This window comes from Actinoalloteichus sp. GBA129-24 (genome assembly GCF_001941645.1).
GTDB lineage: Bacteria > Actinomycetota > Actinomycetes > Mycobacteriales > Pseudonocardiaceae > Actinoalloteichus_A > Actinoalloteichus_A fjordicus.
Window position 1 is genome coordinate 2198887 of sequence record NZ_CP016077.1, and the last position, 15019, is coordinate 2213905.

A 15019-nucleotide genomic window follows, 5' to 3' on the forward strand; every position below is an offset into this window, starting at 1 on the left:
TCGAGTTCACGCGATGACGGAGGGCGTCATGTCGGTGCCTGCGTTGCAGGGAGAGCTACTCGGATTGACCCGGCGCCTGGCGATGTTCCCGTCCGGGCCGCTGACCGAGGCCGGCACGCGGGCCGTGGGGGCGCTGGCTCGTGTTCTCGCGAACAGCGACGCGAGCGCGGCAGCCGACGCGCTGCGGCGGCTGCGACTGGCGGGGATCGGCGTGGAGGAGTGCGCGGCAGGTGTTCGGGAGACCGCCCATGCCCTGACCGCTTATCGGGGAATGGTGTAGATGTCCGAGCTGGCGGCCGCGTTGGCCGCCGTGCAGGCCGAGTTGCCGGTGGCCGAGGCCCTGGCGGAGGCCGACCGGTTGGACGAGATCCTTCGCGAGGTCGCCGTGCTGGCGGGCGAGTCCCGTAATCCCCTGGTGACCGAGGCTCGCGATCGACTCCGACACGCCCGCGACACGCTGCGCCGCACGGCGGGCCATTGGGGCGCGGCAGGCAGCCACCTCGATGAGTACGTGATCGACGTCCTCGGGCTGGTCCCGCTCGGCTCGGCGGCTCCTGCCGGGCCCCCGGTCGATCCGACCACCGTGGACCGGGCCACACCGCCGGGCTGGCCCGACGAGCCGACCAGGGTCAGCACGCAGAAGCAGGCCCGGCACGTGCTGGGGACCCGGGAGTATGCGTCGCGGAAGAACGGACCGAAGGGCGAGTCGGCGTTCTTCGACGTCGATTCCGCTCATCGACTCAGCCGAGAAGCCTGGGACAGGGGTCATCCGATCGATAAGGACCGGACTTATGTGCGTGAGCACGACTTCGGTCACCCCGTGGGCGTGGACGGGTATGGGCGCTTTCAGAACCGAGTGCGCTCCCACCTTGACCACAAGGGGCGGCTGCACGGACATCCCTGTGGCCCCGGAACTAGTCGACGACCTGAGGACCTGACATGACCGAGCCCGACATCGTCGCCTTCATCACCGAGGCCTATGGCGGCGACCTCGCTGATCCCGATTACGTCTTCGTCGATCGGCAGCTGGAACGGCGGCCCTACGATGCGGTCTTTCAGCAGATCCGGGAGCTCGATTCCGTACTGGTCAAGGAATCATGGACTGACCCCAACTATCAGGTCTCCTTCGGATGCAGGATCACTGTCGAGGAGCGGTCCTGGGCTCTGGAGCTCTCGATGCTGGGCCCCCTCGCCGTATTCGCGCGGACGGGAAACCGTCGATGGGAACGGCTGCTCTACCCGGATGAGGACGATCTTCAGCCCGTCGAGCGGCAGATATTCGACATCCTCGGCAAGCACGGCATCACGTTTCCGAGCCGGGAGACCCTGGAACACCACCTGGACATGACCCTGTGGATCACCGACCCCGAGAACGTCCGCGTCTATCACGCGCTGTTCTCCGATGAGGATTTCGTCCCGTGGCAGTTCTCGCCGCTGTACCAAGGAGATTTCTGATCGTGCCTGCCCGGCCAACGGCGGAGCCGTCGGTGAACGGCCCCGCCGCGCTGCCGTTCAGCCCCGCGTGCTGCCTGCCGTCTCCCGACCGCTCACCCGCCGCCGAGGCAGATACGGGCCCGCCTGGTAGGAGCTTCGCAGCGCGTAGCGGACGACGAACTCCTTGAACCGGGCGGCGGTGCGCCCGGTGAGCACCCGTTCCTTCGGGCCGTCCACGGCGTCGACGAACTGGACCAGTCCGTCGGCGCGGCCCAGGCTGATGCACTGGATGAGGTACCGGAACCGGAACGGCCGGGGCGTGCGGCCCGCCAGCCGGGCGGCGATGGAGTCCGCCGCGTGCTGGCCGATCGGCTTGGCGGTCGCGCAGGCCATCCGCAGTTCCCGACCGCCGGGGAGGCGGACCGTCGCGGCGTCGCCGACGGCGTAGACCTCCGGGTGCGAGGTCGAGCGCATCGTGTCGTCGACGAGGACCCGCCCCGTCGCGTCGACGGCCAGCCCGGCCCGCGCGGCGAGGTCCGGGACGCCGAATCCCGTGGCCCACACCGTGCTGTCGGTGTCGACGGTCTCGCCGTCGGCCAGCACGAGCGAGGACGCCCGCACCTCGGCGACCCTGGCACCGGTCCGCACCTCGATGCCGAGCCGGTCGAACACCCGTCGCAGATGCGCCCGACCCTTGTCGGACAGCCTCGGGCCCACCATCGTCCCGACGAGCAGCCGCACCCGGAGACCCGGATGAGTCTCGGCCAGCTCGGTCGCCGCCTCGATCCCGGTCAGACCGCCGCCGACCACCGTGACCGTGCCGCGTCGGTCGGCGAGGTCGAGCACCCTCGAGTGCAGCCCGCGTGCCTCGGTCAGCGCCGCGACGCTCTCGGCGTGTTCGGCGACGCCGGGAACGCCGGCGCCGGAGTCGGCGACGCTGCCCAGGGCGTACACCAGGGTGTCGTAGCCGAGTGTCTCGTCATCGATCCGAAGCTCGCGGCGCTGCGGGTCGATCGACTCCACCCGCCCGATCTTGAGGTCGATGCCGCTGCCGCGCATCAGGTCCGCCAGCGCGTGCTCGCCGACCGCCGCCCCGGAGGCCACCTGGTGCAGTCGCACGCGTTCCACGAAGTTCGGCCTCGCGTTGACCAGCACCACCTCGACGTCGCGCACCTGCCGCGCCACCCGCGCCGCCGCCGTGAGCCCCGCATAGCCCGCACCGATGATCACGATTCGCTGAGTCATCGTCGTCCCCTTCCACCGTGGTCCGTCGACTCCTGAACCAGGCGGTCGGGTCATTGCTGACAGCTCGGGGCCGTGACGGTGGTCACGCCAGCTGGGCGGAGAGAAAGGCCAGCTTGTCGGGGTTGACGACCGTGTGGAGGGCCTCGACGCGACCGTCCACGACGTGCAGCACGACGGCCATGACGAGCTGCTCGGCGATGGAGCCGAGGATGGCGGGCTGCCCGTTGATCTCGGCCACGACGGTCCTGGTGCCCGGGCCGCCCTTGCGCATCCAGCCCACGAGCAGCCGGGCAACGCGGTCGGACCCGAGAACGGGCCTGCGGGCCGCATTGGCCTTGCCGCCGCCGTCGGACCAGGACACGACGTCGGCGGCCAGCATGCTCGCCAGCCCGGCGACGTCCTGGCCTTGCGCGGCCTCGAGGAAGCGCTGGGCGATCCGACGTCCCTCCTCGGGCGCGGCCTCGAACCGAGGTCGATCGCGCGCCACCCGTTCGCGGGCCCGGTGGTAGAGCTGCTGACAGTTCGCCTCGGTGACGCCGAGGACGCCTGCGATCTCGCGGTGGCCGTACTGGAAGGCCTCTCGGAGCACGAACACCGCCCGTTCCGGCGGGGTGAGCCGTTCCAGCAGCACGAGGAAGGCCATCGACACCGACTCGCGCTGCTCCACGGTGTCCAGCGGTCCCAGCGCGGAGTCCTCGGTGATCACGGGTTCCGGGAGCCACGGCCCGACGTAGCTCTCGCGGCGGGCGCGGGCCGAGGTGAGGCGATTGAGACAGAGGTTGGTCAGCACCGTCGTCAGCCAGGCGGCCGGTTCGCGGACGGCGCCGCGCTCGGCGTCGTTCCAGCGGAGGAACGCGTCCTGCACGGCGTCCTCGGCCTCGCCCGCCGAGCCGAGCATCCGATAGGCGATGCCGAACAGCCGAGTGCGGTGCGTCTCGAACTCGTGCAGCTCCTCGGAGGTGACCGGCACACCGACGATCATACGGTCCGGAACCCGGCTCGGGACGAGGTGATTCGTGGGCCGTTCGCTGCTCACGGGCCCGCGGCGCCCGGCAGTCGCACCCGGTGCGTCGTCGATCGTCCACGACCGCCGACCTGCCGGGATCGTCGTTCGTTTACGCTGGTGGGAGGTGTGAACGGGCGGCCTGGCCGTCCTGGTGAGACGAGCAGCGAGGAGACGGCCGATGAGCCGGTCGGCAAGGGTGGAACGCATCACCAGGGAGTCCTCGGTGACCGTCGAGATCGATCTCGACGGAACCGGGCAGGTCGAGATCGACACCGGGGTCCCGTTCTACGACCACATGCTCACGGCGTTGGGCAGCCACGGGTCCTTCGACCTGAGCGTGGCGGCGCGCGGCGACGTGGAGATCGACGCCCACCACACGGTGGAGGACGTCGCGATCGTCCTCGGGCAGACGCTGCGACAGGCCCTGGGCGACAAGGCAGGCATCCGCCGCTTCGGGGACTCCTGGATTCCGATGGACGAGACGCTGGCCCACGCCGCCGTCGACCTGTCGGGGCGGCCCTACTGCGTGCACGTCGGCGAGCCGGAGGCGTTCAACACCTTCACGATCGGCGGCAACTACCCCTTCGTGCTCAATCGGCACGTCTTCGACTCCCTGGCCTTCCACGCCCAGATCGCCCTGCACGTGCGGGTGATCCACGGCCGCGACCCGCACCACATCACCGAGGCCCAGTTCAAGGCGGTCGCCAGGGCGCTGCGGGCCGCCGCCGAGCCGGACCCGAGGGTCACCGGCGTGCCGTCCACGAAGGGCACCCTCTGACCAGGCGATGTGCTCTGGGTAGCCTCGTCCGGCCAGGTGAGGACGGCGGCGAGGCCGCACGACGAGAGGTGTCCGGTGGACGGTGACTGGGTGTGGCTGCTCCTGCTCGGAGTGACCGGCTTCCTGCTGGGCGGGGTGATCTCGCTCTGGAAGACCGCGAAGACGTTCGCGATCCTGCTGCTGGTCGCCGCGCTCCTCGCGGGCACGGCGACGGTCCTCTGGCTGATCTGATCCGCACCGCGCCCGGCGGCGACCCGCTGCCGCCCGAGGCCGTCACGGTCTCGGCGGCGGGCGACTGATCTCGGTGTCGGCTGCTCGGGAGGTGCTCGTTTCGCTCGGGCCGTCGACTGTTGAGTCACGCGGCCGGACGTCCGCCTGCGAACGACGGCCTTCTCGGCGCAGTGGCCGACCCGATCGCGGGCTCAGCGCTCCCGGCGGACGATCCCGACCTGCCGAGGTGCTCGGCGCGCGTCGTCAGCGACCGCCCTCCGACGTCGGCTGCAGGCCGGTGGCGCCCGAGCCGAGATCGGCCAGCTGGTCGTCGGTGTTGTGCAGCGAACAGGACCTCAGCGACAGACAGCCGCAGCCGATGCAGGAGGCCAGCCGGTCCCGCAGCCGTTGCATCCCGTCGATCCTGGCCTCCAGCTCCTCCTGCCAGGACGAGGACAGCCGGGCCCAGTGCGCCTTCGTCGGGCTGGTGTCGGCCGGGAGCGTGGCCAGGGCGTCGGCGATGCGGTCCAGGCTCATGCCGACGCGCTGCGCCGCGCGAATGAAGGCCAGTCGTCGGAGGACGGTGCGAGGATAACGTCGCTGGTTGCCGCCGGTCCGCTCCGAGGAGATCAGCCCGCGCTGCTCGTAGAACCGCAGCGCCGTGTGGGGAACCCCGCTTCGCGTCGCGACCTCGCCGATGGTCAACTGATCGCGGAGTCGGGACATGAGCCAAGCATAGCCAAAGCTCTACCTACGTCGAAGTATCGACGATCACTGCGCGTCGTGTCCTCGGTCTGCCGCCCCGCGGGCCGCCCCACTCGTCGGGGGTCGATGGCCGCCGGGCTGCCGGGTGCCGTTCCTCTCCGAGGGTCGGTCGTCGCTCTGGTGCGGCTGTCGTGATCCGCTCGAGCCACCCTCGCCCGGCCGGGCGTTGCTCGGCCCCGGCCGCACTCCGGAGTGCTGTGGACCAGAGGACGCGGGGGAGCGCGGAACCGAGGTGGACGCCCTCGGTAGCCTGGGTTTCGTGGCAGACGTCGTCGTGCTCGACTACGGGTCGGGAAACCTGCGGTCCGCTGAGCGGGCCTTGCAACGGGTCGGCGCCACCGTCGAGGTGACCTCGGACCCGGACGCGGCCCTGGCGGCCGACGGGCTGGTGGTGCCCGGTGTCGGCGCGTTCGCGGCCTGCATGGCGGGCCTGCGTGCGGTGCGCGGCGACAAGATCATCGACGATCGGCTGGCAGGCGGACGCCCGGTGCTGGGAATCTGCGTCGGGATGCAGGTGCTCTTCGAGCGTGGCGTGGAGCACGGCGAGGAGGCGCAGGGCTGTGGGCAGTGGCCGGGCACGGTCGACCGCCTGGAGGCCGACGTGCTCCCGCACATGGGCTGGAACACCGTCCGGCCGCCCGCGCAGAGCAGACTGTTCGCCGGCCTGGACGCCGACGCCCGCTTCTACTTCGTGCACTCCTACGCAGCGAGGTCCTGGACGCTGGAGCCGACCCCGCCGTTCCTGCCGCCTCAGGTGACCTGGGCCGTGCACGGCAAGGAGTTCGTGGCGGCCGTGGAGAACGGCCCGTTGTGGGCGACGCAGTTCCACCCGGAGAAGTCGGGCGACGCGGGCGCCGCGCTGCTGTCGAACTGGTTGGAGACGTTGCGGTGAGCAGGCCTCGGCGGTACGGCATGGTGCGACGCGGCGGCGGCACCCGGCTGATCGCGGTGCTGGTGATCATCGCGCTCGTGGGCGGGGCCGGACAGTCGGTGCTCGTCGGCTTCGGACTCTCCGGCTGGACGGCGCTGGCAGTGCTGGTCGCCGTGCTCGGCATCCCCGCCGTGGTGATCCTGCGCGGGGATCAGGGGGAGCGCTGAGGGGCGGCCGGCGTCTCTCTCTGCGCCCGTGCGCTGTGAGGTTCGCTGACTGACCGCTTCCGCGCCACCGCCGCACGCTCGTCGCCGCCCGCGCGTCGCACCGCAGGAGACCGGCTGCCGCTGTCCCGTCGCCGGGTGGTCCGTGGGCCGCCGAACCCGGCACGCCATCGCGCCGGGCAGGGCTGCCCGGCAGGCCAGCTCAGACGTCGTGCGCGGCCGAATACTCGCGGCCCAGATCCCATCCGATGTCGGCCACACGGCTGCCTCGGCGGAGGGCTACGCAACGCTGAAGTATGGTGACCCCATGTGCTCGTCCCCTGCCGCAGAAGTGCATCACAAAGGGATAACGCGCTTCTAAAGGCCCAGTTCGCGAAGGGTCCTCCCCGCGCAGGCGGGGGTGAGCCGTTTGTCCAGCGTGCGCTGCCGGCTGAGCGCGAGTCCTCCCCGCGCAGGCGGGGGTGAGCCGCTGACTGACCTACCTGTCAGCGAATTGATTCCGTCCTCCCCGCGCAGGCGGGGGTGAGCCGCTAGGTAACTACCTCTATGTGATCACCCGTGAGTCCTCCCCGCGCAGGCGGGGGTGAGCCGTCATCTCTAGGACCAGGCGGTCGAAGAGCTGGGTCCTCCCCGCGCAGGCGGGGGTGAGCCGGACGTGCCGGGGGACGTGCCGTTTCCCCAGGGTCCGCCCTGCGCAAGCGGGGTGAGCCAGTGCGCCGTCGTCGGTTTCGACGACGTGGACGTCCTCCCTGCGCAAGCGGGGGTGAGCCGGTGATCTCACCCGCCCCATCCCACACCCCTCGGCAGCCCGCCGCCCGGCGGACGTGCCCCGATACAGTGCACCCCGTGACTTTCACCCTGCTTCCCGCCGTCGACGTCGCAGCCGGTCAGGCAGTCCGCCTGGTCCAGGGCGAGGCGGGCACCGAGACCATGTACGGCTCGCCGCTGGACGCGGCCCTTGCCTGGCAGCGCGACGGTGCCGAGTGGGTCCATCTGGTCGACCTCGACGCCGCGTTCGGTCGGGGCACCAATCGGGAGCTGCTCGCGGAGGTCGTCGGCCGCCTGGATGTGAAGGTCGAGCTGTCGGGGGGCATCCGCGACGACGAGTCGTTGGCGGCGGCCCTGGCCACCGGATGCAGCCGGGTGAACCTGGGCACGGCGGCGCTGGAGGACCCCGTCTGGTGCGCGAAGGTCGTCGCGGAGCACGGGGACGCGGTCGCCGTCGGGCTCGACGTCCGCATCACCGAGCAGGGGCATCGCCTCGCCGCGCGGGGCTGGACCAGCGACGGCGGCGATCTCTGGGAGGTCCTCACCCGCCTGGACGCGGACGGCTGCGCGCGTTATGTCGTGACCGACGTCGGCAAGGACGGCACGCTGCGCGGGCCGAATCTCGATCTGCTGCGCGCGGTCTGTGCCCGCACCGAGGCACCGGTCATCGCCTCCGGCGGCGTGTCGAGCATCGCCGACCTCCAGGCGCTCGCCGAGCTGGCCCCCGCCGGGCTGGAAGGCTCCATCGTCGGCAAGGCGCTGTACGCGGGCGCCTTCACCCTGCCCGACGCACTGGCCGCCGTGCGCTGACGCCGGAGACCGCGTCGAGGCCCACCACGGTCAGTTCGCGGCCGTGGATGAATTGGATGGTGCAGGACGTCACCCGATGCGGTTCGGTCTGCGGGGTCTCGGCTGGCAGGACACCGAGCGTCCTGGAGACCGAATCAGGGCCGCCGACGTGCCTGTCTCGGCCCGATCTCGTCATCGGCCCACCACAACGTGTCTGCCGAGGGCTAGGTGACCTGCGCGGCCCGGTCACCGAGCTCGGGCGCGTCGTCGTGGGCGTTTTCTGGGACAGCGCCGCCGTGCCGCCTCGCCGGAACCGCTGCCGCGAGCCCCAGGCCTCCTCAGCCCCGAGCCCGCCGCCGCGCGGCCCGCTGGACGAGCCAGGAGACGAGATAGCCGCCCGAGTTCGTCGCCAGGTGCACCAGTGCGGGCGCCAGGACGCCACGGCCCCGGACCCGCAAGGCGTGCAGGGCGAGCCCGACGAGGAATGTGCTCGACACGCCTAGCAGGACGGTCGGCAGCCTGCCGCGCCCGACGGTGGCCTCCACGGCCCGGTTGTCGCCCGCCAGGCTCATGGCGGGCAGCACGTGCCAGAGACCGAACATCCCCGCCGAGACGATCATGGCTCGGCCGGGGCTCCCCGTGCCGGAGCCGGTCAGCGCGGGCAGCACGCCCCGGAAGGCGACCTCCTCCGCGAGGACGGTGCCCACCGGAATCCGGATCAACACGGTCCACAGCAGCTCGCCGACGCCCGCCTCAGCCGCCCGGTCGTCCTCGAACGCCCGACGCAGCGCAGGCACGGCCAGGGCGGCGAGCCCGAGACCGCTCACCACGGCGGTGGCCGCTCCGCCGACTCGCAGCCCCGAGGGCACCGACGCGGACCCCAAGCCGATGTCATCTCGTGACAGTCCGCAACGCCTCGCGACGCAGAGTGCGGCTACTGTGATCGACAGGCCTCCGACGGGGTAGGCCTTCGGTGGCAGGATCACATTGGTGCTCACGGTTCCCGCAGCGAGCAGCGCGGCCATGGCGGCGAACCCGGCTCCCTCGGGCCACCGGGTTCGTGTCAGGCCGGATCGTCGTCGAGGCATCCCGCCGCCATGGTGCCGCATGGTGGGCCGAGAAGGGAATCACCGTGTCGAGATCGACCCCCTCGGAGCAGCCCGATCCGCCCGAGGTCACCTCGACGGCGCAGCCCGCCGCCCTCGAAGGCCCGGCCCTTGCGGACTCGGGCCCCACGGAACAGGCCCTCGGGGACTCGGCGTCACCGGAGCAGGCTCGCCTGGAGCAGGCCCCCACGACCCAGGCCCCGACGACCCAGGCCCTCACGACGCAGGCCCCCACGACCCAGGCCCGTACGAAACCAGCCCCCACGCCGGAGCCCGACCGCCGCCGTGACCGCTACGTCGACCTGCTGCGGGCGATGAGTCTGCTGGTGGTGGTCCTGTGGCACTGGGCGTTCACGATCCTGGTGTGGAGCCCGGAGGGGCCGGAGGCCACCAGCCCGCTCGGCTTCACCTCGGGCCTGTGGATCGCCACCTGGCTGCTTCAGGTGCTGCCGGTGTTCTTCTACATCGGCGGCTACGTGCACATGGTCTCCTGGCAGCGCGCCCACGCCAGGGGTACCAGCCTCGCCGCGTTCGTCGGCTCCCGGCTGAGTCAGCTCGCCGTGCCCGGCGGCGCGCTCCTGCTCACCTGGGTGGTGCTCGGCGGTGTGCTGAGCACCATCTTCAACCTGCGCTGGATGGGCCAGGTGGTGCTGCTGGTGATCAGCCCGCTGTGGTTCCTCGCGGTGTACCTGGTGTTGATCGCGCTGCTGCCGTTCAGTCTGTGGCTGCACCGACGGTTCGACCTGCTCGCCCTGATCTGGATGGGCGGCGCCGCGATGCTGGTGGACGTCCTGCGCTTCCGCTACGGCCTGGAGCTGCTCGGCTGGCTGAACATGCTCCTGGTGTGGGGCCTGGCGCATCAGGCGGGCTTCTTCTACCAGCGACTGGCCAGGGTCGGTCGCCGCTTCGGGCCCGTGGTGCTGTGGGTCGGTCTCTTCGCGCTGGCCGGGCTCGTGTTCTCCGGGCTCTATCCGGGCTCGATGGTCGGCGTGCCCGGCGACCGGCTCTCCAACATGGCGCCGCCCACCTTCGTCATCGTCGCCCTGCTGGCCTTCCAGATGGGTGCCGTCGAGGTGCTCCGACCGCGGATGCAGGTCCTGCTGCAACGGGCGAGCTGGCAGCGGTTCAACGACGTGATCAACCGGTTCGCGCTGCCGCTGTTCCTCTTCCACACCACCGGGATGGCCCTGTCGCAGGTGGTGACCTGGCTGATCCAGGGCAGCCCGATGAACGACACCACCGTGCCGGACGTCGGCTGGTGGCTGGAACGGCCGATCGCGGTGATCGGGCCCCTGCTGTTCACTCTGCCGGTGATCGCGCTCTTCGGTCGGTACTGGATGCGCCACCGCACGGAGAAGGAGACCTCGCCGCCGCCGTAGGCTGGTCGCCATGTCCGTATCACTCCGGGTGATCCCCTGCCTCGACGTGGATCGGGGCCGGGTGGTCAAGGGCGTCAACTTCACCGACCTCGTCGACGCGGGCGATCCCGTCGAGCTGGCCGCCGCCTACGACGCCGAGGGCGCGGACGAGCTGACGTTCCTCGACGTCACGGCCTCCTCCGCCGACCGCGAGACCACCTTCGACGTGGTCCGACGCACCGCAGAGCAGGTGTTCATCCCGCTCACCGTGGGCGGCGGCGTGCGCGCCGTCGACGACGTCGACAAGCTCTTGCGGGCGGGCGCCGACAAGGTGAGCCTCAACACCGCCGCCGTCGCCAGGCCCGAGCTGCTCCGCGAGGCGTCCCGCCGCTACGGGGCCCAGTGCATCGTGCTGTCGATGGACACCCGGCGAGTCCCGCCGGGGCAGCCGCCGACGCCCTCGGGCTTCGAGGTGACCACGCACGGCGGTCGCCGGGGCACCGGCCTGGACGCCGTCGAGTGGGCCGAGCGCGGCCAGGAGCTGGGGGTCGGCGAGATCCTGCTCAACTCGATGGACGCCGACGGGACGAAGGCGGGCTTCGACCTGGACATGATCCGGGCGATCCGGCGGGTCGTCGGCGTGCCGCTGATCGCCAGCGGCGGCGCGGGCGCCGTCGAGCACTTCCCCCCGGCGGTGGACGCGGGCGCCGACGCGGTGCTGGCCGCGAGCGTCTTCCACTTCGGTGAGCTGCGCATCAGTCAGGTCAAGGACGGGCTGCGCGAGGCCGGGGTGGTCGTCCGATGAGCGACACCTCCACCAGCTCCTCCCGCACGCCCGTCGAAGTACGGGTCGCCGCGCTGGCGCTGGCGGGCGGTGCCCTGGCGTTCCTGCTGGTCGGGATCGTCCGCTGGCTGACCGAGGGCGGCTTCGACGTCGTCGGCCTGCCGCTGGTGATCTTCCTCGCGGTGGGCTCGGCGGGTGCGGGCCTGTTCACCGGCAGGCCGGGACTCCGGATGTTCGCCATGGTCATCGCCGTGCTGGTCGCGCTGTTGTACCTCCAGTTCGTGCTGAACGACGGATTCTGGTGGGTGCGCGTCCTCGGGGGAATCGCCGCCGCAGGCACCGTCTACGCGGTGGTGCTGCTCAACACCGGGCCCGCCCGGAGCTTCTTCGGACTGGAAGGCCCCGGCCGCTGATGACTGACGAGACGCTCGATCCCACGATCGCCGCCCTGCTCAAGCGCAACGCCGACGGCCTGGTGTGCGCGGTCGCCCAGCAGCACGGCAGCGGCGAGGTGCTGATGGTCGGCTGGATGGACGACGAGGCGCTGCGCCGCACGCTGGCGACCCGCCGGGCCACCTACTTCTCCCGCAGCAGGCAGGAGTACTGGGTCAAGGGCGAGACCTCGGGACATGCCCAGCACGTCCGGGAGGTCCGGCTGGACTGTGACGGCGACACGATCCTGCTCGTCGTCGATCAGGTCGGGGCGGCGTGTCACACGGGGGATCGCACCTGTTTCGACGCCCGCGTACTGCTGGCCGAGGCGAGCAGTCCGAGCGATCCTGCCCCACGGCCATAGGCTCGCCGTCGGGGAGCCCGGAGCGAACACACCTGCCGAGGTCCCCGGAGACGCCATCCCATGACGAGTATTCCACCCGCCCCGTCATCACTCTCGTCGCGGACGCGGAACTGCACGTCGTCCCCGACCCCGATGACGCCGCAGTTCGGCGAGGATGACGACCCGGCCGCATCGTCGGCGACGACCAAGACCGAGCTCCCGTGCCCGGGTTCGCATCGCCACCCCGCCGTCACGTTCGAGGGCGCAGCCTTCCCGCGTGGGCGCGCCGCCGGGTCGCGATGATGCCGATGAGCAGTACGCAGAGGGCGACCTGGTACAGAGCGAAGGCCCAGGCCTGCGGCTCCCACGAGGAGATCGTCATGAGGGTGATCGTCGCGCCGACACCGACAAAGACGTAGAAGAAGACGTTCTCGGAGTCGGGGTGGCGCCACGCCTTGACGATCGTCGGCGGTGCGGCGACGGCATCGGCGGCCACGGCGAAGAGCACGGCCAGTGGTGCCGCGCCGAGCCCCAGCCAGATGCACAGTGCGAGCGCGGCGGTCCCCGCGCAGGCGAGATCGAGGACTCCCAGGCGGGTGTAGTGGCGTCTGGCGATCACGCTCGTCAGAATCACGATCAACGGTCCACCCCTGCGGCGAGCGTCATCACGGCGGGAAGACCGACATCGGAGTCCAACTGGGCGAAGAACCCGATCAAGGGAGCGGCGGCCCATAAGGACCAGGTGACGAGGTTGGGGCGTACCCGTCCTCGCGTGATCGCGAACGCATAGCGAACGCTGCCGACCAGACCGAGCACCGCTCCTGCGAACACCCAGTGCGGGTCGAGCATCCTTGCCTCCATCCGGAGCGCGGTGAGCAGACGTCGCCGGTCAGCGTGCTCCGCATGACGCGACGGCAGCCCCGGCCTCGGCCAGGTGGCGGGCGTTGTGCGCCTGCTTGTTCCCGGCTGATGTGGCGAGCGGATCGACAGTGCGGCCCTGCCGCCGATTGTCTGGTGACAGGGCCGTTCGTCGTCTGGTGGCCTGGTCAGCCGAGTCGGTCGGCGCGTAGGGCGTTGAGGAACGTGGTGAAGGTCGGGTGGTCGACGATGAGGGTGCCGCCGTCGCGGTTCTTGGTGTCGCGGATGCCGATGAGGCCGGGGGCCTGGCCGATCTCGACGCAGTTGGTCTTATGGGCGGACCGGCTCGACTTACGCCACCGTCGAAGTTCGAGAGGTTCGGTCATAGAGGTCATCTCCTTGGCGGTGGTGAGCAGCGTGCGTCGCGATGAGCCGGACCGAGTCCTCCGCACTCATCGCGACGGACAGCAGGCTATCCTTGGCCTCTAGGAACGATCGTGTCGTCCGTCGCGTGTGGGCGAAGGTCCCGGAGTCGACGTGTTCCAAGTGGACGACAGGCGGGGCATCGTCGAACTCCAGCAGGAACCAGCCGCCCATCAGTGCCGCGTGGTATCCCGCAGCGATCGGGAGTACCCGGACCGAGATGTTCGAGGACTTGGCCCGATCGACTACGTGGTCGAGTTGATCAGCCATGATCATTCGGCTCCCGATGCGCTGGATCAGGGCCGACTCGGCGAGGATCGCGGTGAACTTGGGCGCGGTGGGTCCAGAAAGGGCGGACTGGCGTCCGAGTCGGTGCAGCACGGCCTTGGTGGCGACGGTCTCGGGAGTGTCGCCGAACCGCATGATCGCGTACGCATAGTCGCGGGTCTGGAGCAGGCCGGGAACCAGTAGCGGGTTCACGTCGGTGATGGTCTGAGCCTCGTTCTCGTATTTCACGAGCGTGTCGAGTTGCGTCGGGGCGACGCTACTGCCGACGGCGGCCCAGTTTTCCCGGTCGACGTCGCGGGCCATCGTCATAATCCGTTCGCGTGAACCTGAGTCCGCCCCGATCGCGCCGAGGAGAGTGGCGACCTCGTCGGGTTTCGGGATTCGTGCACCACTCTCGTTGCGGCTGATCGGTGCGTGGTTGACGTCGAGACGACGGGCCACTTCCCGGACTGTCAGGCCCTTTTCGAGGCGGGCCTGCCTCAATGCATCGCCGAGGGCTCGGGCCAAGGGTGAGCGATTTGTGCCAGACATGCACCAGAGAGTACCGATTGAAATTAGGTCTAGTGCAACATAATTGCCCTCACTCGGCTTGACATGAATGTTTCGGCAGGTCAAGCATGGTGCAGTACCACTCATTCGGGTGGACTCATCACGGGGGTGAGCGAATGTCCGTCGTCCTGCTGATCTTGTCCATGTTCGGCGCCTGGTACGCCGTGCTGCACATCTATTGGGCGGTGTCGCGGTGACCGTCCTCGCAACGAACGTCACCGCCGCGCCGATCTGGGCCGGTCTTCTCCAGCCGGGATACGCGCACGTTCACGACCCCGACTACACGTCGGTCGACGTCGCGCGCTGCGGTGCCGTGCTTCGGCCCGCCGACGACGGCGAGCGGCTCCAGCCCTGCCCCGCGTGCCACGGAGACCTCCGGTGAAGCCGTGGATGCGCAAGGGCCCCGACGAGACCGAGCGGGAGTGGAGCAGGCGGCTGACGCGCACCTGCTGTTGGTGCGGCCGCCAGGACGAGGACTTCCCCGCATCCGATGCCCACGAGACGAACTGTGCCCGCAGGCCCGAGCAGGGGCGCAGGCCCGCTGCCTCGGAAACCGACGACGACCGAGACGAGGTGCGATGACGAAGGCCGCGATGACGAAGGCTCCGACGACGAAGGCTCCGACGACGGGGGCTCCGATGACAGGGGCTCCGATGGCGAAGATGCCGCCTGCCGCGCCTGCCGACCCCGGATTCGCCGGGCAGTCCGGGGCGGGGCCGTTGCTCGATCGACTTCTGCGGTGGTGGCGGACCCGCCGTCTGCTCGTCGCCGTGGGGCCGCGAGGCGGT

Annotated in this window: 23 protein-coding genes, 1 pseudogene and 1 CRISPR repeat array; of the genes and pseudogenes, 15 read left to right on the forward strand and 9 right to left on the reverse strand. The window is 70.5% G+C overall.

Features of this window, described 5'->3' with window-relative positions:
* The first annotated feature begins 13 nt into the window (after positions 1 to 13).
* From UA75_RS09930 to UA75_RS09940, 3 genes are read left to right on the forward strand one after another with little or no spacing between them, the layout of a single operon-like run.
* Positions 14 to 280 (forward strand): hypothetical protein, encoded by a 267-nt coding sequence (locus UA75_RS09930; RefSeq protein ID WP_075739992.1) that lies wholly within the window; start codon positions 14 to 16, stop codon positions 278 to 280.
* Positions 281 to 943 carry a hypothetical protein gene (locus tag UA75_RS09935; RefSeq protein ID WP_075739993.1) on the forward strand — a complete coding sequence of 221 codons (663 nt, stop codon included), beginning with the start codon at positions 281 to 283 and terminating at the stop codon, positions 941 to 943.
* On the forward strand, positions 940 to 1455 hold the full coding sequence (locus UA75_RS09940; RefSeq protein ID WP_075739994.1) for a hypothetical protein: 516 nt from the start codon (positions 940 to 942) through the stop codon (positions 1453 to 1455). The genes UA75_RS09935 and UA75_RS09940 overlap by 4 nt, the downstream gene beginning before the upstream one ends.
* Before the next feature lie 57 nt (positions 1456 to 1512).
* On the opposite strand, the gene UA75_RS09945 is transcribed toward UA75_RS09940, so the two are convergent.
* The gene (locus UA75_RS09945; RefSeq protein WP_157434090.1) at positions 1513 to 2679 is read right to left on the reverse strand and encodes an NAD(P)/FAD-dependent oxidoreductase; all 1167 of its coding nucleotides are present in this window, start codon (positions 2677 to 2679) and stop codon (positions 1513 to 1515) included.
* A gap of 82 nt (positions 2680 to 2761) precedes the next feature.
* Positions 2762 to 3661, reverse strand: coding sequence for an RNA polymerase sigma-70 factor (locus tag UA75_RS09950; RefSeq protein ID WP_075739995.1), 900 nt, complete (start codon positions 3659 to 3661; stop codon positions 2762 to 2764).
* A gap of 202 nt (positions 3662 to 3863) precedes the next feature.
* On the opposite strand from UA75_RS09950, the gene hisB reads away from it, so the two are divergent.
* Complete coding sequence (gene hisB, locus UA75_RS09955) at positions 3864 to 4463, forward strand: imidazoleglycerol-phosphate dehydratase HisB (RefSeq protein ID WP_075739996.1); 600 nt, start codon at positions 3864 to 3866, stop codon at positions 4461 to 4463.
* Between the two features lie 75 nt (positions 4464 to 4538).
* Positions 4539 to 4694, forward strand: coding sequence for a hypothetical protein (locus UA75_RS33760; RefSeq protein ID WP_198042979.1), 156 nt, complete (start codon positions 4539 to 4541; stop codon positions 4692 to 4694).
* A 243-nt stretch (positions 4695 to 4937) separates the two neighbouring features.
* Here the strand turns inward: UA75_RS33760 and soxR are convergent, their stop codons facing one another.
* Positions 4938 to 5399: a redox-sensitive transcriptional activator SoxR gene (gene soxR, locus UA75_RS09960; protein WP_075739997.1), complete on the reverse strand. Its 462-nt coding sequence runs from the start codon at positions 5397 to 5399 to the stop codon at positions 4938 to 4940.
* Between the two features lie 298 nt (positions 5400 to 5697).
* Between soxR and hisH the strand changes: the two genes are divergently transcribed.
* The 3 genes from hisH to priA all read left to right on the forward strand — a co-directional run bounded on the left by hisH (position 5698) and on the right by priA (position 8111).
* Positions 5698 to 6330 (forward strand): imidazole glycerol phosphate synthase subunit HisH, encoded by a 633-nt coding sequence (gene hisH, locus UA75_RS09965; RefSeq protein ID WP_157434091.1) that lies wholly within the window; start codon positions 5698 to 5700, stop codon positions 6328 to 6330.
* Positions 6327 to 6536: a hypothetical protein gene (locus tag UA75_RS09970; RefSeq protein WP_157434092.1), complete on the forward strand. Its 210-nt coding sequence runs from the start codon at positions 6327 to 6329 to the stop codon at positions 6534 to 6536. The genes hisH and UA75_RS09970 overlap by 4 nt, the downstream gene beginning before the upstream one ends.
* 376 nt (positions 6537 to 6912) lie before the next feature.
* Positions 6913 to 7185: direct repeats of the CRISPR family, unit length 29 nt; unit sequence GTCCTCCCCGCGCAGGCGGGGGTGAGCCG.
* A gap of 194 nt (positions 7186 to 7379) precedes the next feature.
* The gene (gene priA / locus UA75_RS09975; RefSeq protein ID WP_075739999.1) at positions 7380 to 8111 is read left to right on the forward strand and encodes a bifunctional 1-(5-phosphoribosyl)-5-((5-phosphoribosylamino)methylideneamino)imidazole-4-carboxamide isomerase/phosphoribosylanthranilate isomerase PriA; all 732 of its coding nucleotides are present in this window, start codon (positions 7380 to 7382) and stop codon (positions 8109 to 8111) included.
* 317 nt (positions 8112 to 8428) lie between these two features.
* Here the strand turns inward: priA and UA75_RS09985 are convergent, their stop codons facing one another.
* Positions 8429 to 9178 (reverse strand): CPBP family intramembrane glutamic endopeptidase, encoded by a 750-nt coding sequence (locus tag UA75_RS09985; RefSeq protein ID WP_198044244.1) that lies wholly within the window; start codon positions 9176 to 9178, stop codon positions 8429 to 8431.
* Between the two features lie 44 nt (positions 9179 to 9222).
* Here UA75_RS09985 and UA75_RS09990 point away from each other — a divergent pair, with 44 nt between their 5' ends.
* From UA75_RS09990 to hisI, 4 genes are read left to right on the forward strand one after another with little or no spacing between them, the layout of a single operon-like run.
* A complete protein-coding gene (locus UA75_RS09990) occupies positions 9223 to 10575 on the forward strand; it encodes an acyltransferase family protein (protein ID WP_232237705.1) in 1353 nt (450 codons plus the stop codon).
* A 10-nt stretch (positions 10576 to 10585) separates the two neighbouring features.
* Positions 10586 to 11359: an imidazole glycerol phosphate synthase subunit HisF gene (gene hisF, locus UA75_RS09995; RefSeq protein ID WP_075740002.1), complete on the forward strand. Its 774-nt coding sequence runs from the start codon at positions 10586 to 10588 to the stop codon at positions 11357 to 11359.
* Positions 11356 to 11751: a hypothetical protein gene (locus UA75_RS10000; protein WP_075740003.1), complete on the forward strand. Its 396-nt coding sequence runs from the start codon at positions 11356 to 11358 to the stop codon at positions 11749 to 11751. Before hisF ends, UA75_RS10000 begins: the two co-directional genes overlap by 4 nt.
* On the forward strand, positions 11751 to 12134 hold the full coding sequence (hisI, locus tag UA75_RS10005; RefSeq protein ID WP_075740004.1) for a phosphoribosyl-AMP cyclohydrolase: 384 nt from the start codon (positions 11751 to 11753) through the stop codon (positions 12132 to 12134). Before UA75_RS10000 ends, hisI begins: the two co-directional genes overlap by 1 nt.
* Before the next feature lie 229 nt (positions 12135 to 12363).
* On the opposite strand, the gene UA75_RS33765 is transcribed toward hisI, so the two are convergent.
* The 5 genes and pseudogenes from UA75_RS33765 to UA75_RS35140 all read right to left on the reverse strand — a co-directional run.
* On the reverse strand, positions 12364 to 12732 hold the full coding sequence (locus UA75_RS33765; RefSeq protein ID WP_198044245.1) for a hypothetical protein: 369 nt from the start codon (positions 12730 to 12732) through the stop codon (positions 12364 to 12366).
* Positions 12733 to 12749: 17 nt separating this feature from the next.
* A complete protein-coding gene (locus UA75_RS33770) occupies positions 12750 to 12962 on the reverse strand; it encodes a hypothetical protein (protein WP_198044246.1) in 213 nt (70 codons plus the stop codon).
* Between the two features lie 197 nt (positions 12963 to 13159).
* Positions 13160 to 13357, reverse strand: a complete 198-nt coding sequence (locus tag UA75_RS10015; RefSeq protein ID WP_075740005.1) for a DUF397 domain-containing protein — start codon at positions 13355 to 13357, stop codon at positions 13160 to 13162.
* Positions 13323 to 13985, reverse strand: coding sequence for a DUF5753 domain-containing protein (locus tag UA75_RS10020; RefSeq protein WP_232237706.1), 663 nt, complete (start codon positions 13983 to 13985; stop codon positions 13323 to 13325). The genes UA75_RS10015 and UA75_RS10020 overlap by 35 nt, the downstream gene beginning before the upstream one ends.
* A gap of 27 nt (positions 13986 to 14012) precedes the next feature.
* A pseudogene (locus tag UA75_RS35140) lies at positions 14013 to 14318 on the reverse strand (helix-turn-helix domain-containing protein); the annotation flags it as partial.
* On the opposite strand from UA75_RS35140, the gene UA75_RS34900 reads away from it, so the two are divergent.
* The 3 genes from UA75_RS34900 to UA75_RS10030 are packed head-to-tail and all read left to right on the forward strand — an operon-like array spanning position 14300 to position 14813.
* Complete coding sequence (locus tag UA75_RS34900) at positions 14300 to 14428, forward strand: hypothetical protein (RefSeq protein WP_257787617.1); 129 nt, start codon at positions 14300 to 14302, stop codon at positions 14426 to 14428. The pseudogene UA75_RS35140 and the gene UA75_RS34900 overlap by 19 nt on opposite strands.
* Complete coding sequence (locus UA75_RS10025) at positions 14425 to 14613, forward strand: hypothetical protein (protein WP_075740007.1); 189 nt, start codon at positions 14425 to 14427, stop codon at positions 14611 to 14613. Before UA75_RS34900 ends, UA75_RS10025 begins: the two co-directional genes overlap by 4 nt.
* Complete coding sequence (locus tag UA75_RS10030; RefSeq protein ID WP_075740008.1) at positions 14610 to 14813, forward strand: hypothetical protein; 204 nt, start codon at positions 14610 to 14612, stop codon at positions 14811 to 14813. The genes UA75_RS10025 and UA75_RS10030 overlap by 4 nt, the downstream gene beginning before the upstream one ends.
* Positions 14814 to 15019: the final 206 nt, after the last annotated feature.